This is a genomic window from Candidatus Marithrix sp. Canyon 246 (assembly GCF_001723685.1).
In the GTDB taxonomy this organism is placed as follows: domain Bacteria; phylum Pseudomonadota; class Gammaproteobacteria; order Beggiatoales; family Beggiatoaceae; genus Marithrix.
Map to the genome: position 1 here is coordinate 1 of NZ_MCBX01000044.1, position 17,398 is coordinate 17,398.

Annotated in this window: 17 protein-coding genes; 15 read left to right on the top strand and 2 right to left on the bottom strand. The window is 32.3% G+C overall.

Annotation, left to right across the window (positions count from 1 at the left end; all coding sequences use genetic code 11):
• Positions 1–255: 255 nt before the first annotated feature.
• Together BHU68_RS15110 and BHU68_RS15115 are read left to right on the top strand one after the other, a co-directional pair.
• Positions 256–1,047, top strand: coding sequence for a GxxExxY protein (locus BHU68_RS15110; RefSeq protein WP_069472117.1), 792 nt, complete (start codon positions 256–258; stop codon positions 1,045–1,047).
• A gap of 61 nt (positions 1,048–1,108) precedes the next feature.
• Positions 1,109–3,340, top strand: coding sequence for an ABC transporter permease subunit (locus BHU68_RS15115; protein ID WP_069472118.1), 2,232 nt, complete (start codon positions 1,109–1,111; stop codon positions 3,338–3,340).
• Between the two features lie 383 nt (positions 3,341–3,723).
• Here BHU68_RS15115 and BHU68_RS15120 read toward each other — a convergent pair whose 3' ends face one another.
• The gene (locus BHU68_RS15120; protein WP_171899470.1) at positions 3,724–5,472 is read right to left on the bottom strand and encodes an ATP-dependent nuclease; all 1,749 of its coding nucleotides are present in this window, start codon (positions 5,470–5,472) and stop codon (positions 3,724–3,726) included.
• Positions 5,473–5,618: 146 nt separating this feature from the next.
• On the opposite strand from BHU68_RS15120, the gene pstA reads away from it, so the two are divergent.
• From pstA to BHU68_RS17800, 13 genes are all read left to right on the top strand, one after another.
• Positions 5,619–7,223 carry a phosphate ABC transporter permease PstA gene (gene pstA / locus BHU68_RS15125; RefSeq protein ID WP_069472119.1) on the top strand — a complete coding sequence of 535 codons (1,605 nt, stop codon included), beginning with the start codon at positions 5,619–5,621 and terminating at the stop codon, positions 7,221–7,223.
• Entirely contained in the window at positions 7,223–8,038 is an 816-nt protein-coding gene (gene pstB / locus BHU68_RS15130) for a phosphate ABC transporter ATP-binding protein PstB (RefSeq protein WP_069472120.1), read from the top strand. The genes pstA and pstB overlap by 1 nt, the downstream gene beginning before the upstream one ends.
• Complete coding sequence (phoU, locus tag BHU68_RS15135; protein WP_069472121.1) at positions 8,031–8,735, top strand: phosphate signaling complex protein PhoU; 705 nt, start codon at positions 8,031–8,033, stop codon at positions 8,733–8,735. The genes pstB and phoU overlap by 8 nt, the downstream gene beginning before the upstream one ends.
• A 75-nt stretch (positions 8,736–8,810) precedes the next feature.
• Positions 8,811–9,173, top strand: a complete 363-nt coding sequence (locus BHU68_RS15140; protein WP_069472122.1) for a response regulator — start codon at positions 8,811–8,813, stop codon at positions 9,171–9,173.
• Positions 9,174–9,398: 225 nt separating this feature from the next.
• Positions 9,399–9,935, top strand: a complete 537-nt coding sequence (locus BHU68_RS15145) for a hypothetical protein (RefSeq protein ID WP_069472123.1) — start codon at positions 9,399–9,401, stop codon at positions 9,933–9,935.
• 78 nt (positions 9,936–10,013) lie between these two features.
• The gene (locus tag BHU68_RS15150; protein WP_069472124.1) at positions 10,014–10,742 is read left to right on the top strand and encodes a TorF family putative porin; all 729 of its coding nucleotides are present in this window, start codon (positions 10,014–10,016) and stop codon (positions 10,740–10,742) included.
• Positions 10,743–10,791: 49 nt separating this feature from the next.
• Entirely contained in the window at positions 10,792–11,550 is a 759-nt protein-coding gene (locus BHU68_RS15155) for a TorF family putative porin (protein ID WP_069472125.1), read from the top strand.
• Positions 11,551–11,553: 3 nt separating this feature from the next.
• Positions 11,554–12,789 carry a tRNA lysidine(34) synthetase TilS gene (gene tilS, locus BHU68_RS15160; protein WP_069472126.1) on the top strand — a complete coding sequence of 412 codons (1,236 nt, stop codon included), beginning with the start codon at positions 11,554–11,556 and terminating at the stop codon, positions 12,787–12,789.
• 110 nt (positions 12,790–12,899) lie between these two features.
• The gene (locus BHU68_RS15165; RefSeq protein ID WP_069472127.1) at positions 12,900–14,012 is read left to right on the top strand and encodes a peptidase inhibitor family I36 protein; all 1,113 of its coding nucleotides are present in this window, start codon (positions 12,900–12,902) and stop codon (positions 14,010–14,012) included.
• A 193-nt stretch (positions 14,013–14,205) separates the two neighbouring features.
• The gene (locus BHU68_RS15170; RefSeq protein ID WP_083234132.1) at positions 14,206–14,907 is read left to right on the top strand and encodes a methyltransferase family protein; all 702 of its coding nucleotides are present in this window, start codon (positions 14,206–14,208) and stop codon (positions 14,905–14,907) included.
• Positions 14,908–14,910: 3 nt separating this feature from the next.
• Positions 14,911–15,681 (top strand): exodeoxyribonuclease III, encoded by a 771-nt coding sequence (locus tag BHU68_RS15175; protein ID WP_069472129.1) that lies wholly within the window; start codon positions 14,911–14,913, stop codon positions 15,679–15,681.
• Complete coding sequence (locus BHU68_RS15180) at positions 15,668–16,264, top strand: class I SAM-dependent methyltransferase (RefSeq protein ID WP_069472130.1); 597 nt, start codon at positions 15,668–15,670, stop codon at positions 16,262–16,264. Before BHU68_RS15175 ends, BHU68_RS15180 begins: the two co-directional genes overlap by 14 nt.
• 36 nt (positions 16,265–16,300) lie before the next feature.
• The gene (locus BHU68_RS17800) at positions 16,301–16,600 is read left to right on the top strand and encodes a hypothetical protein (RefSeq protein ID WP_069472131.1); all 300 of its coding nucleotides are present in this window, start codon (positions 16,301–16,303) and stop codon (positions 16,598–16,600) included.
• Here BHU68_RS17800 and BHU68_RS15190 read toward each other — a convergent pair.
• Positions 16,590–17,015 (bottom strand): hypothetical protein, encoded by a 426-nt coding sequence (locus BHU68_RS15190; RefSeq protein WP_069472132.1) that lies wholly within the window; start codon positions 17,013–17,015, stop codon positions 16,590–16,592. The genes BHU68_RS17800 and BHU68_RS15190 overlap by 11 nt on opposite strands.
• Positions 17,016–17,398: the final 383 nt, after the last annotated feature.

The window sequence follows — 17,398 nt, forward strand, 5'->3', positions numbered from 1 at the left end:
AGATGTGTATAAGAGACAGATCCACGTAATTCGCTGTACTCAACAATTATATATTATATATTATGTCAGATTTACTTCATAAAGAGCTAAGTGCATATATTATTGATGCGCAAATTAAAAGTTATATAGTTTCATTCTAATATGAGTACAGCGAATTACGTGGATAAACGAATTAAAATCTTTTCGCCTTATTAGTTTATCCACGTAATTCGCTGTACTCAACAATTAACAATTAACAATTAATAATTAACAATTATGTCAGATTTACTTCATAAAGAACTAAGTTTTATTGTTCGAGGGATTTTGATTGACGTTTATAATAAATTAGGTCCAAAACTCCCTGAAAAATTCTATCAACAAGCTGTATCTTATGGATTAAGAGAACAAGGCATCATCTCTGAATCTGAAAAACAATTCTATGTGCTTTACCGAGATACACCAGCCGGCATTTTTTATGTTGACCATTGGCTTGAAAACGGAAAAATCATCCTTGAATTTAAAGTAGCACCTAATATTATGCCTATTCATCAAGCTCAAACTATTTCCTACCTTAAACTGACTGATGCTGATTTAGGAATTATTGTGAATTTCGGTACCCATTCCTTACAAGACAAACGCTTACCTAATTTTATTAGGAACAAGAAAGTCAATTTTAAATGGCAACCGAAAACACCAACTGTAAATACTTTATATCCTGCATTACTCGATAGTCTTTTTCAAGCATTGTATCGAGTACATTTTGTTTTAGGAATTGGCTTTATTCATCGAGTTTATCGACAAGCTGTGATGATTGAATTACAGTCTCAGAGTATTGGTTATGAATATATACGTAAAATTAATTTATTTTATAAAACTCATTGTGTTGGTCAACAAAAGGTTCAAATGATTCGAGTAGAAAATAAAATTTTATTGGCTGTGTTTGCAATGGAATCAATGGATAAGATTATGGGAATTGTTATGAAAACACGGATGAAACATTTAGGAATGAAAGTTGGAATGTTAGCTAATTTTTATGGTGAACAGTTAGTAATAGAAACTGTATATTAGTTAAAATTTTTAGCTATAGTTCACACTATTGTCATAATAATCTACTATAAATATATACAATATGAATACTAATTCTTCTTTTGTTTTGTCAACTCGACAATGGCGTATGCTGAAAGATCAAATCGCCAAATATAGCATGACTTTGGGCGGTATCAGCATTATTATTGCTATTAGTCTGATTTTCTTTTACCTGTTATATGTTGTCTTGCCGCTGTTTTTGCCGGCAAGTATGAATCATATTGTACAATTTAGCAGCTCTGATTCAATATATATTGCTACCGAAGAAAAAAATGAGCTTGGTGTTCGGTTTACTAATGACGCTCAAGCGGTTTTTTTTAGTTTGAAAGATGGTAAGGTAATTTCTAAGTATAAAATTGCTATACCTGATGATGCCTCAATAACTAGTTTTGCTGTTGCTGATCCTGCTACAGATATTATAGCTTTTGGTTTAAATGATGGGCGAGCTGTGGTGGTAAAGCATAATTATAAAATTACTTACCCTAATGATGTGCGTGTTATTACTCCTAGTATTCAATATCCTTTAGGTAAGGAACCAATTGTAGTTGATGATAAGCGGCGTGCTTTAACTCATCTCGATATTCAATTACAAGGTGCAAGGAATACTTTAGCCGCTATTACTATTGATAAAGATTTAGTCTTAGCAACTTTTACTAAAGAAGAATCATTTTTAAGTGAATCTAGTGAATTTGAACGTAGTTCTAGTAGTGTTTTAGCTTTACCATCAATAGATATAAGTCATTTATTATTAGATAAAGAACAAACAGTCATTTATCTAGCTGATCAAAATGGTCAAATTACTCATATTGATATTAGAACTAAGACTCCTAAAATTTTACAGCGTCTGCGTGTAGTCGATGTCAATACTAAAATTACTGCTTTAGAATTTCTAACTGGAGATATTTCATTATTAGTAGGTGATTCTAAGGGGCGCATTACTCAATGGTTCCCTGTGCGTGACAAAAATAATAATTATATACTTACCAAAATTCGTCAATTTAATGATCAGTCTGCTCCTATAATTTCAATTGCCACTGAAGAACGTCGCAAAGGTTTTGTAGCCGCTGATAATAATGGTAATGTTGGGATTTATCATTCGACTGCACATCGTACAATAATGTTAGAAAAAGTTACTGATGCTGCTATTAAACAGATTTCTATATCTCCACGCGCTGATAGACTATTAATAGCTGATAATAATAAGCAATTGCATGTTTGGGATTTGCATAATAAACACCCTGAAATTTCATGGTCAGCATTATGGGGTAAGGTATGGTATGAAAGCTATGAATCCCCTGATTATGTCTGGCAATCTTCTTCTGCAAATAATGATTTTGAGCCTAAATTTAGTTTAATACCTTTAGCTTTTGGTACTTTAAAAGCCGCATTTTATGCAATGTTAATTGCCATACCAATTGCAATATTTGGTGCCATTTATACAGCATATTTTATGGATCCAAAAATGCGTTCTATAGTAAAACCTAGCATTGAAATCATGGCGGCTTTACCAACTGTTATTCTCGGATTTATTGCTGGTTTATGGTTAGCACCATTAATGGAAAAGAATTTACCGGGATTCTTCATGTTGTTATTGTTGTTACCAATTGCTGTACTAGTGTTTGCTTTTATGATGCACAATTTGCCCAAATCACTTAAACATAAAATCTCAACAGGTTGGCAATCAGCTTTATTGATTCCAATAATATTATTAGTAACATGGTCAGCTTTTAGTTTAAGTTATCCTATAGAAGTTTGGCTTTTCGATGGCAATATGCCAAATTGGTTGACCACTCAACTTGGTGTTGATTTCGATCAACGTAATGCAATAATTGTTGGAATTGCAATGGGCTTAGCAGTAATTCCTAATATTTTTTCAATGGCAGAAGACGCAGTATTTAGCGTACCTAAACATTTAACAATAGGCTCATTAGCTTTAGGTGCTACGCCTTGGCAAACTATGGTGAGAGTAGTTATATTGACAGCTAGCCCCGGTATTTTTTCAGCTATTATGATCGGCATGGGAAGAGCTGTTGGTGAAACCATGATTGTATTAATGGCAACTGGTAATACCCCGATTATGGACTTTAATCTATTTGAAGGTTTACGTACCTTATCAGCAAATATAGCTGTAGAAATGCCAGAATCTGAAGTAGCTAGTACACATTATAGAATTTTATTTTTATCTGGTTTAGTTCTGTTTATTTTTACTTTTTTCTTTAACACAATTGCAGAAGTTGTTCGTCATCGTCTGCGACGCAAATATAGTTCATTGTGATATTCAGACCTGACAGGTTTTAAAAACCTGTCAGGTCTTAATTTGAAAAATTTCATTTTTCACAAAACACAAGTTTTTATAAATATCTTTTAAATCATCTATCTTAGTACAATAAATTGTAAACTTGGAATTTTATTTTCTCTTTTTTCTAAATCTTCTTTAGTTAATGCAGATATAAACTCTTCTAAACTCATTTTTTATTGAAAGTTCTACTTATATGGTATAAGTAGGTACGCAAAAGTTTATTAACAAAAATAAGTACAACGAATTACGTGGATAAACAAATTATTTAAATTAAACTTTATTAGTTTATCCACGTAATTCGCTGTACTTAATATTATGTAACTGATGTTAAAAGAGTTATACGTACCGACATAATATTTTCATTGTATCGACTCGAACAAATCTAGCTTTTCAGACACTTCAGCATCTACCATATCTTTAGGTAAATATTGAATTAATTGATAATATTGCCCCTTATTTAATAAGCGTGGTTCATTAGTTAATCTAGCAAAATTTTCCCAAACATGATCTAAAAACGCGCTTAATTTTTTATGGTTAGCATTATTAATAAAAGTTTGCCGCTGAAGTGCCGCATCTAATTTTAAATAAGCCGTATAGGCTTGTTTGTCATTATTAAAAATATCTACTAAAATGGCTTTATTAATTGCTTCTTTTATGCTTGAGGAATTATAATTCGCTTTCACAAAAGCTTCAATTACTTCAGGAACTATAAAATAATTTTCTAATTCATACCTTTTCCAATATACAGTAACTAAATCATTTTTAATATCATCAATATGTTGTCGATTATCTCCATCAAAAATCGCAATTCCATTTAATGCCGGTATTACAGCTTTTAGAGCATAAAAATGTTCTTTATGAGAATGATAACTACCAGTTGCTTTATCAATTTCTTTTTCAAAAGAAGCTTGTGGTTCACTATCTTTCACAAAATAATAATTTAATTTATTAGTCAAGAAATTTTTTGCAGGATGATCTAGCAAATCTGCGAATGCTTTAAGCATTTCAATATCTGTACTACCTTCAACATATAAGATATTTTGAGTAATTTTTGCCTTATAATAATGTTCAATACCGAAATCTTTTAATGCCTTTTTAATCACAGGTTTTTTAGCTAAATTGTTCGCTTCACCATCAATTAACATTACCAAATTGCTTTCAATAGCATTTTCCAGAATCACTTCAGAATGTGTTGCAATTATAATTTGATTATCATGTTTTTCAGCTATATGATTTAATAACATAAAAATTTGTCGTTGACGAAGGATTTCTAAATGAGCATCAGGTTCATCAAGTAATAACACAGTATTTTTATGAAGAAAAAGATAGCTAATTAATAACAATACTTGTTGTTGCCCTCTACCAGCAATAGCTATATCTAAGCCATTTTTAATAGAAACAGTAGAATATTTTAATTCAATAGAACCTCTACTATTAAGATAAGTTGGTTTTTTTAAAGTAATTTGAAATAATCTTTGCATTAATTGGGTAATTTCTAGCCAATCTTTAGTATTATGCTTTTCATCATTTTCGATTATTCTATAACAAAAATTCCTTAAAACATCAGAAGTCTTACCTTCACCAATTAATACATTAATTCTACCTTCTTGTAATAGCGGCTCCTCAATTGCAATATTCCCAATTGGATATAATATTTCTATTTTTAATTCATTTAGATATTCTAATAATGGCTTATTATTAATGCAATCCTTTGCTGGTTGAAAATAAATAACCTCAGAAGAAGAATATTTAAAATTTAAACTACATTCTATAACCTTCCCATTAAATTCAATACCAACACTAATAGTCATTAATATAGGCAATTTTTGTTTGCGCAAAGATAAGTTTTGCCAAAAATATTTAGCATGTGGCACCGGCACTGGTGGAATATCTAAACGATTTAATGCAATTGAAGAAGATTTTTTACTATTAAATCTGGCTTCATACCATTTTGTAATTGCCAATCGCCACAATGCAAGAGCCTGAATCACGGTAGTTTTACCAGAATTATTTGGTCCAATTAATACAGAAGGTTGATCTAATTCAATAGTAATTGTTTGTTCAAATAACTTAAAATTCTGTATTTTAAGGTAATGAATTTTTTTCAAAATAAGGAAACCTTTATTAATGCAAATATAAATTTTTCTAAACTCAATATACTCATAAAAAATGAATGGAAATCTATAGTTCATATTGTTGTCATAATAATTTACTACTATAATATAATAGTATTATTTTCTTTAACAGGTTAATTATGAAAAATTGGTGGAAAAGTGGTGATCCTTGGATATGGTTGACAGCGGCTTCTGTCACCGTTAGTATCCTTGCGGTTGTAGGTTTGTTATTTCTGATTGCTGTCAATGGTTTAGGACATTTTTGGCCGAAAAATGTTATTGAAGCAGATTATGAATCAACTCATATTATAGGTGAAATTTATGATGAAAAAACAGTTAAATTAGATTCTCATATAGTCACTCGTTATTTATTGAAAACCGGTAATCGTGATTTATTTGGTTCTGATTTTCGTTGGTTAATTGCAGATCAATTTGAAAATAAACAATATCCTAAAGACTTAATGGTAATTGAACGCCGTGAATGGGGTAATTTTTATGGTTATTTAGTCGCAGTTAAGCAAAAAGATAAAGTTGTTGCTGAAGGTAAAGCCGCTTGGAAGGAATTACACAAGCGTCTCAAACGTACCTTAAAAATTTATAGTTGGATTCGCGAAATCGAGAAATCTAAAATTGGTAGTATTAATGCTGATTTAGAAGCTTTACGTTTAGACAAGCGACGATTAGAATTGAATAATGATAATGATCCAGCTAAATTAGCAGCAATAGAAAAGAAAAAAGCGGCTTTACTAGCGCGTTCTGAAAAGCTTAATAAAAAATTAAGACAACTATATTTTGCCATGAATCGCGATAGCTTAACTGCCAAAGTTATGGATGGGCGTATCACTGAAATTTCACTAGCTAAAATTGTACATGCCTATCGTCCTAACGCCATGTCAGTAATGGATAAAATCCAATTTTATGGCATGAAAGTATGGGAATTTTTAAGTGATGATCCTCGTGAAGCCAATACCGAAGGTGGTATTTTTCCCGCTATTTTTGGCACCGTGATAATGGTTATTTTAATGTCAATTATTGTTACACCAATTGGCGTTATTGCAGCTATATATTTGCATGAATATGCTAAACAAAATTGGCTTACCACTACTATTCGTATTGCAGTCAATAACTTAGCAGGGGTTCCTTCAATTGTTTACGGGGTTTTTGGCTTAGGATTTTTTGTCTATTTTGTAGGATCGAATATAGATGAATGGTTTTTTTCAGCAGCCTTGCCAGCACCGACATTTGGTACACCCGGAATTTTATGGGCATCATTAACCTTAGCATTATTAACAGTACCAGTTGTAATAGTATCTACTGAAGAAGGATTATCCCGAATTCCACGATCTATTCGTGAAGGTAGTTTAGCTTTAGGCGCAACTAAAGCAGAAACCTTATGGCGTACAGTGTTACCAATGGCAAGCCCTGCAATGATGACGGGTTTAATATTAGCGATTTCCCGTGCTGCTGGTGAAGTTGCACCCTTAATGTTAGTAGGGGTAGTAAAATTAGCACCATCATTAGCAGTAGATGCACAAGCACCATTTTTACATTTAGATCGCCAATTTATGCACTTAGGATTTCATATTTATGATGTTGGCTTTCAAAGCCCTAATGTAGAGGCAGGAAGACCATTGGTGTATGCAACAGCATTTTTATTAGTGGCAGTGATTATTATTTTGAATTTAGCTGCTATTTGGATACGTAATAATTTGCGCGAAAAATATAAAGCATTGGAAACTGCATAATGAATAAAATTGATATATCCTCACTTCATAGAGGCAAAAAAATCAATAATTTCGATAAAGAAACTATTACCCTTAAAGTTAAAGATTTAAATTTATTTTATGGCGAAAAACAAGCCTTAAATAATATTAATATGCAGATTCCACAACGGCGTGTAACTGCTTATATTGGACCAAGTGGCTGTGGCAAATCCACATTGTTACGCTGTTTTAATCGAATGAATGATTTAGTAGATACTACTCGTATTGAAGGTAAAATATTATTAGATGGTAGTAATATTTATGATAAGAATGTAAATGTTGCTGATCTACGACGACGTGTAGGAATGGTATTTCAAAAACCCAATCCTTTTCCTAAATCTATTTATGAAAACGTTGCTTATGGCTTACGTATTCAAGGAATAAATAGCCGTCGTATTTTAGATGAAGTAGTAGAAAAATCTCTGAAAGGTGCAGCATTATGGAATGAAGTCAAAGATCGTTTAAATGACAATGCACTTGGTTTATCTGGTGGGCAACAACAACGTTTAGTTATTGCAAGAGCAATTGCAATTGAACCAGAAGTATTGTTATTAGATGAACCAGCATCAGCATTAGATCCAATTTCTACACTGAAAATTGAAGAACTAATCAATGAGTTAAAATCTGATTATACCATAATCATTGTGACTCATAATATGCAACAAGCGGCGCGTGTCTCTGATTATACTGCGTTTATGTATCTTGGAGAAGTAATTGAATTTGGAGATACTAGCACACTATTTACTAATCCAAGCAAAAAACAAACAGAAGATTATATAACGGGGCGTTATGGCTAAACTAGCTAGAAAACATATATCTCATAGTTTTGATGTAGAGTTAACTGAATTAAAGAATAAAGTTCTGAGTATGGGTGGTTTAGTCGAAGAACAATTGACAAATGCCATGACTGCTTTAACAAAGCATGATACCGAATTGGCTCAACAAGTATATAATAATGATTACAAAATAAATGCTTTAGAAGTATCACTTGATGAAGAAAGTACACGCATTTTAGCTATTCGTCATCCTGCCGCTAGTGATTTACGTTTAGTAATGGCTATTATAAAAACCATACCAGATTTAGAAAGAATTGGTGATCAAGCTGAACGTATTGCACATATGACTTTACAAATGCAAGGTGAAACTCCAGCAAAATATTTTATTGCCATGAATCATTTAGGCGAACATGTGCAATTAATGCTACATAATACTTTAGACGCTTTTGCGCGTTTTGATGTAGATATGGCAATACAAGTAATGGAAGATGATTTAAAGATTGATCAAGAATATGATAATATCAGTCGTCAACTCATTACTTATATGATGGAAGATCCTCGTATTATTCCAATAGTATTAAATATATTATGGTCAGCGCGTGCCCTTGAACGAGTGGCAGCACATTCACGTCATATTTGCGAGTACATTATCTATTATGTAGAAGGTAAGGATATTCGTCATATTAGTTTAGATCAACTGAAACAAGAAACCTCTTAATCCCTGCTGTTATCCTGTTGAGTTGTACACCTCTTGCATAGTAGATAAATTCTCAGCAATTACAGGATAACAAACATGTCTAAAATTTTACTCGTAGAAGATAATGAAATGAATCGTGATATGCTAATGATTCGTTTGCAACATAAAGGTTTTGAAGTTATAACAGCCGCTGATGGTGAACAAGGCGTTAATATGGTTTATAGTGAACAGCCTGATTTAATTTTAATGGATCTGAGTTTGCCTATTAAAGATGGTTGGGTTGCCACCAGAGAAATTAAGCAGTCACCAGAAATTCAACATATACCTGTCATTGCGTTGACAGCTCATGCAATGAGTGGTGATAAAGAATCAGCTATTGCCGCTGGTTGTGATGATTATGAACCTAAACCTATTGAATGGCAACGCTTATTAGGCAAGATACAAACTTTTATAGGATAATAAATCACAACATCAAACTGAATAGCAGCTAATCCACCTATCCCAAGAATTTTTTTCAGTTGATATTCTTGCAAACAACATCCCATAGGTAAGGTATTTATCTTGACATCTGCCATAATATTAAGTTTATTAATTAATCATATAGCATGAAAAATGCAAGGATAATTCCATATTGCTGATAATTCATGTTATAATTTTATTTTAAATCTATTATTGGAGAAACATATGTATTTAAAAACAATAGTTGCAGTAAGTCTTTTGAGTATGAATATTGCAAATGCTTTACCCATTGATATAGTGGATAAAATAGATATTAATGCGATTAAAAGTATTAGCCTCAAAAAAACAGATGATGCTTTTAAGGCGAATTTGATTGTGAAATTTAGTACCACTGCTAAAATGGAATTAAAATTCAGAAATACGAATTTTAAGATTACTTTTAAAGACGATAATGATAAAAGCATTTATTTTGGTAGCACTAAATCAGAATTATTTATTTTGCCGCCAAGTAAAAATGGTAATTTAACTTTCAAGGAACAGAAGTTAGAAGTATATATTGGTAAAAATGATACAAAGACAATGGATCGCTTAATTGATTTATTTAATGTAATTGCCAATCCTGAAACTGACTTTGAAATGATAATTTCAGGCACCACTGAAGTAGGTACAAAGGCAAAACGTGGCTGGATTTATCAAGGGCAAGTTGAAATCGAAAATTTCACTTTTTATCCTACTATTCAACGAGAAGTTTTGTTTAAATAAACCTTGTTTTTATATATAGAATATCTTAATATATTCTATATATATAATTTGGTCTTAATATTGCAATAGGAGTATATTATGAAATTGTCACACAAAATAGTAATGGCTAGTGCTTTACTGGTAAACCTTCCTCTTGCTCAAGCAGAAGAAGTAGCAGGTTTCAAATTAAGCGGAAATGTAGCTTTGACGAGTGATTATGTTTGGCGCGGTATTTCGCAAACTAATGAACAATGGGCATTACAAGGCGGCTTTGATGCTGAGCATAAAAGTGGTTTTTCAATAGGCACATGGGCTTCTAACGTTAATTATAAAGAAACCAATGTTAGTGAAGAAGATCGTGCTAATCTTGAACTTGATGTTTATGCTGGTTATAGTGGTGAAATTAAAGGTTTTAGTTATGGTGTAACAGCTAGTCGTTATGGCTATCCCGGTGCCGCTAGTAGTTTGAATTACGACTTTTATGAATTGGGTTTATCTTTAGGTTATAAACTTCCACAAGGTATTGATCTAGGTTTTGCCTATGATTTTGCTCCAGAATTTTTTGGAGATGTTGATTCTGCTCATCATTATAAGTTAAATGCTGGTTATTCTTTACCTAATGGTATTGGTTTCAGTGGGCATGTTGGTCAACAAATGTTTAGTGATAATAATAAAGCTGGTGATGATTACCTTTATTATGGTGTCTCAGCTTCTTATAGTATTTTCGGTTTTGATGCTTCAGTATCTTATAGTGATACTGATTTAGACAATTCTGATACATTAGGTGCAGATGAACGGATATTCTTTACCTTAAGTAGAAGTCTTTAAACTTTAATTCTGCTGCATCTAATCACAATAATAATAAAAGGAAAAATGGATGAAATTCCCATATAAAAGCATTATAGTAGGTGCTTTATTAACAAATATTGTACAAGCAGCAGAACTAGGTTCTTTTGATATTACTGGTAATATGACATTGGCAAGTGATTATGTCTTTCGCGGTAAGTCACAAACTAATGAAGGTTTTGCTGTACAAGGTGGGCTGGATTTTGAACATAAAAATAGTAATTTTATATTCGGCACATGGGCTTCTAATGTTAAGTTATTAGAAGATCAGACTGTAATCCCTAATGATCGTGCTGATATTAAAGTAGATTTTTATGTAGGTTATGGTGATAATTTAGATCAATACCTTGATGGTTTAAGTTATACTGTTAAAGCTAATCGTTATACCTACCCCGGAGCTGCTAGTAGCTTAAATTATGATACGACTGAATACAGCATAAATTTAAGTTATACCACCAAAAAAGATACAGATTTTGGATTAGAAAAACTACCTTATTTAATTTCAGAGGGTGTGACTTTCAATTTACTATATGATTTTTCTCCCGAGTTTTCTGGTGCAGGTACATCTCATCATTATGGTTTAAATGTGAATTATACATTTGCTAATGGTTTAGGTGTTGGTGGAGAAATTGGTCAACAATTAATTGAAGATAACGATAAAGCTGGAGATGATTACCTTTATTATGGTGCTAAAGTCTCTTATTCTATAGCTGGATTTGATGCTTCTGTTGCTTATAGTGATGCTGAAACAGATCAACTTCTTGTTTTTGCATTAAGTAAAGATTTCTAGCAGTTGCTTTCCCTTCCTGATATCCTGCATATCTGCCCATCAACTAAGCGTTTATGGGTAGCTTATAGTGGCGGTTTAGATTCACATGTCTTATTACATCTTCTCGCCCAATCTGATCTTCAATTACGCGCGATTCATATTAATCATGGTTTAAATCCAGACGCTGATTATTGGGCTGAACATTGCCAAAAGGTTTGTAAAGCCTTAGATGTGCCTTGTGATATTATCAAAGTTAAGGTTGAAGTTGCCGCTAGAGAAAGTCTTGAAGCTAAGGCTAGAACAGCTCGTTATCAGGCAATTCTTCAAACAATCACGCCTGACGATGTAGTTTTAACCGCTCAACATGCTGATGATCAAGCTGAAACCTTATTATTACAATTATTACGTGGTAGTGGAGTTGCCGGTTTAGCAGCTATGCCTGAAAATAAAGGCTGGTTAGTTCGCCCTTTATTAGGATATACTCGTGCTGAATTATATCAATATGCTCAAGCGGCTAACTTAAAATGGATAGAAGATAGTAGTAATGCCGATACTCGCTTTGATCGTAATTTTTTACGTCATGAAATAATGCCTAGGCTTCAGCAACGTTGGGCAAGTGTTAGTCATATAATAAGCCGCGCTGCTAGTCATCAAGCAGAAGCAAATGAATTAATACAAGAATTAGCTGCACAAGATTTACAACAATGCCAAGGGCATAAGGCTGACATCTTGAGTTTAGATAAACTATCTAAATTTTCTGCTGCACGACAAAAAAATGTTTTAAGATTTTGGATCAAAAAACTTGCTTTACCCTCTCCTACAACTAAACAATTACAACAAATTGTTAGCAACTTAATGACGGCAAAAGCTGATAGTCAGCCACTAGTAAGTTGGCAAGGTGCGGAAATACGCCGCTATCGTAGAAATTTATTTGCCATGCCAAACCTACCCCCTCCACCTTCCCCTACAAAAACTATAAAATGGTTAGTTTCCTCCCCATCGCCGCGTTTACCTCTAGGTAACTTAAAATTAACACAAGCTTTACCAAGCGGCACTGAATTAGAAATACGGTTTCGACAAGGCGGAGAAGTTATTCGCTTAAATAAGCATCAGCGCGTAGTGAAAAAATTATTACAAGCGGCAGGATTGCCACCTTGGCAACGTCAATTTATCCCTTTTATTTATTTAGATAATGTACTGGTAGCTATTCCCGGTATTGCTGAAGAAAATGGCTGGGATATTGAATGGATTACTAATTAATAGTAACCATAATAAAATAAAATACATAAAGTTATTGCTTTTTTAAAACATTATGATTATAATGGTTTCCGTTGTTAAACAAATATCATAATTTTTATAGGAAAATTAATATGTTGAGTCGTAATTCAATACTCAAATCATGTTCATTGGCAATAGGCGTTTCAATGATCAGCATTTCTATGCAAGCAATGTCAGGAACAGTTTGTTTATATGAACATGCTAATTATAAGGGTTGGAAAAAGTGTTACAGCACAAATAAATCCAATTTTGTATCATTGGGTATCAATGATAAAGTTTCTTCAATAAAAGTATCTCCCGGCACAAGAGCAGTGTTATTTCAACATACTAACTATCAAGGTTACAAACGTGTTTATACTAAAAACACTGCTTGGGTGGGTAAAGGTGTTAATGATCAATATTCTTCTCTGAAGGTAAAGTCTAAACGTATCCCAAAACACACCGTTTGTTTATATCAACACGCTAATTATAAAGGTTGGAGAAAGTGTTTCAGAGCAGATAAACCTAACTTTGTATCATTAGGTATTAATGATCAAGTTTCTTCAGTCAAAGTATCTCCCGGCACAAGAGCAGTGTTATTTCAACATACTAACTATCAAGGTTACAAACGTGTTTATACTAAAAACACTGCTTGGGTGGGTAAAGGTGTTAATGATCAATATTCTTCTCTGAAGGTAAAGTCTAAACGTATCCCAAAACACACCGTTTGTTTATATCAACACGCTAATTATAAAGGTTGGAGAAAGTGTTTCAGAGCAGATAAACCTAACTTTGTATCATTAGGTATTAATGATCAAGTTTCTTCAGTCAAAGTATCTCCCGGCACAAGAGCAGTGTTATTTCAACATACTAACTATCAAGGTTACAAACGTGTTTATACTAAAAACACTGCTTGGGTGGGTAAAGGTGTTAATGATCAATATTCTTCTCTGAAGGTAAAGTCTAAACGTATCCCAAAACACACCGTTTGTTTATATCAACACGCTAATTATAAAGGTTGGAGAAAGTGTTTCAGAGCAGATAAACCTAACTTTGTACAATTGCATATCAATGATCAAGTTTCTTCAGTCAAAGTATCTCCCGGTGCAAAAGCTGTGTTATTTCAACATATTAACTATCGAGGTTATAAACGTGTTTATACTACAAACACTCCTTGGATAGGTAGAAGTGTTAATGATCAATACTCTTCTCTCAGAGTAAGATAATTCCCTTTAGATTAAATAATGGTACTTAGGTACCATTAAATTCCCTTCCTTTACCTTTCCCTTTTTTCTTGTATCAATTTTGCATCAAAATCCAATATCAAGTAAATTTCACTTGATTATATCGGAATATTAGTAAATAATAATCTAAGAATATAATTTTTTTTATAAATATTAATTAATAGGATTAATAAAAATGTTTAATTTCGTTATGAAAATCATGACAATGATAAAATTCATGGTTATTTCTAGTATAGCGATTATTATTTTTGGAATTATTTTAGCTAGTTGGGGAATGGATGATATAAGTGGATTATTGGCACATCCGGCGAGAGTAGCCTTATTATCATTGTTAATAGCGCAATTTATAGTGATGTTTTTTTTTATTTCACCAAAATGGATGTTTCATAGCGGGGTATTATCAAATACATGTCCAATTAAAGAAAATTGTTTAATTGGATACCTTGGTATTATGGCGGTTATATTATTTTTAATAATTTCGCCATTTTCAGATCGAAAAGCATGGATGTTATTAGCAGGAGGCGATTTTTTTAGATATTTAGGTTTGATGTTATTTATATTAGGTAATATACTTATATTTTGGAAAGCTATTCATATTTCTAAGAAGGTATTAGAATTTGGTAAATTAGCGAAAAATCAATTAATTACAGATGGTCCTTTTAAATATATTCGTCACCCATATTATGTTGGTTTGATAATGATTTGTATTAGTATTCCTTTAGTTTTTGTGTCTAGTTTAGGACTGTTATTAGCTTTATTTGCTAGCACTGCTTTACTTGAACAAATTGCTAGGGAAGAAAAAAGATTAATGCAGCATTATAAAGATGAATGGTTGGATTATATTCAGAAAACTAAACGTTTAATTCCTTGGTTTTAATTTATGAGAATAATTACAGTTAATTTAAATGGAATTCGCGCTGCCGCTAAAAAAGGCTTTTTTGACTGGTTAGAACAGCAAAAGGCTGATGTAGTATGTATCCAAGAAACTAAAGCACAAGAAGATCAATTAACTGATCCGATATTTCATCCAGATGGCTATCATTGTTATTACCATGATGCAGAAAAAAAAGGTTATAGTGGCGTAGCTGTATATAGTCGTGAGAAACCAGATGAAGTAAAAATAGGCATTGGATGGTCTGAAATTGATAAAGAAGGGCGTTACTTAGAAGTATGTTTGCCTAATTTAAATATTATTTCTTTATATATGCACTCTGGAGGTGCTAGTGCTGAGCGGCAAGCTGTTAAATTTGCCTTTATGGACAAATTCCTGCCTTATTTACGTGAATTAAAACACTCAGGTAAAGAATATATCATATGTGGAGATTGGAATATTGTTCATCGTCAGATTGATATAAAAAATTGGCGTGGCAATCAAAAAAATTCAGGTTGCTTGCCAGAAGAACGTGCTTGGATGGATGAACTATTTGATTCTGCGGGATTTGTAGATGCTTTTCGTGTTGTCAATCAGGAACAACAACAATATACATGGTGGTCAAATCGAGGTAAGGCGTGGGCAAATAATACTGGTTGGCGGATTGATTATCAGATTATTACACCGGGATTAAAAGATAAAATTGTAAGTGCAAATATTTATAAAGAACAAAGATTTTCTGATCATGCGCCGCTAACTATTGATTATGAAATTGAATGACTATGTAGATTTTACCAAAGGCAGTTTAGACTACCGTCGCCGCAATGGTGGCGGGCGTAAACAAGCCTTAGCAAAAGCCATAGGCTTAAAAAAAGCTGCGAATCCTACTGTAGTAGATGCCACTGCTGGATTAGGGCGAGATGCTTTTATATTAGCAAGCTTAGGTTGCAAAGTTCACATGTTAGAACGATCACCAGTAGTTGCAGCATTATTATCTGAAAGCTTAGAACGCGCTAAAAATAATACAGATATAGCTCCGATCATCGAAAGACTAAAACTGACTCATGAAGATGCAACAAATTACTTATATAAATTGTGTTTAATTGAGAATATTGATGTAATTTATTTAGACCCAATGTATCCGCATCGTCAAAAATCTGCTTTGGTAAAACAAGAAATGCGTTTATTACGAACAATAGTAGGAGAAGATGTAGATGCAGCAGCTTTATTAGAAGCAGCTTTAGAATCTCGTTGTAAACGAGTAGTAGTAAAACGCCCAAAAGTTGCAACAAACTTAAATGATCATAAACCAAGCTTTTGTATTGAAAGTAAAAATACTCGATATGATGTTTATCTAAAATAATCCAGCTAACTGAAATCCGTTTATTCCGAAAATCCGTTGTACTTATATCAAATAAATATTCGCATATTTACAGAAGATTATCAAGCTGTTCAAGTTACTTGTGGAAGTCGTCGTAAGCGTGTAAATAAGCCGATTAGTGGGCAATTTAAAAAGGCTGGTGTTGAAGCTGGAGGTGGTTTTAAAGGTAAGAAGATGGCGGCGCATATGGGTAATGTATGTCGCGCAATTCAGAATATTGAAATTGTGCGTGTTGATTCTGAGAAAAAATTTAATTATAAATTATTGATATGTAGTAGATATTTGTTCCTGTCAGAACATAATCATTTCATTCAGTAACAATAACAAAAGTATTATTAACTACTTCCAGAATTAATGAATATATACTTGTATCATTTTTGTCAGAAATACATTGAATAATAGCTTTTGCTGGAGGGTAAGGATTATACAATGTTTCACATTCTGTATCTTCAGGAACATTACTATCTTGATAAAGATTAGTAGGTGTAAAAGAATCATCCTCATTTTTTTGTAAATATACAACATAATTAGGAACAGAATAACCTATAACCTCATTAGACTCTGTATCTGTATTAATATTATATACACGCAAACAAGGAATATAAATTATCCCATTCTCAGTATCATACTCAGCTACACAATCATCCGAAATATAATCCGAACTATAAACAGGATTAATCCACCATAATAATAAGGTAATGATTGTTAATTGTAAGTAGTTATATGTTTTCATGATTAGGTATACCTAGTTAATATAAAAAAAATATAAATCCTAAATTTATGTAAAGTGTATGATGAATTTAAGATATATATTAAGTTTAATAAATAATATTTATATCCTATAATACATGCAAAAATAATTCACAATATAATAAGAATAAAAACAAGTAATTGCGTATAAATCAATACACGTAAATCTTAGCGTTAATACTTTTTTTATCATTTATTTCTATTATCTTGAAATTGTGCGTGTTGATTCTGAGAAAAAATTTATTTAAACAATTGACTATGGATTCCTAGTGTCAACTCACAATAATTTCGTTTATTTCTTAATTCGTTGTACTACCTTTTTATTATCAACATACTAATAAAACTAAGAATAGCCTACAGATCTGT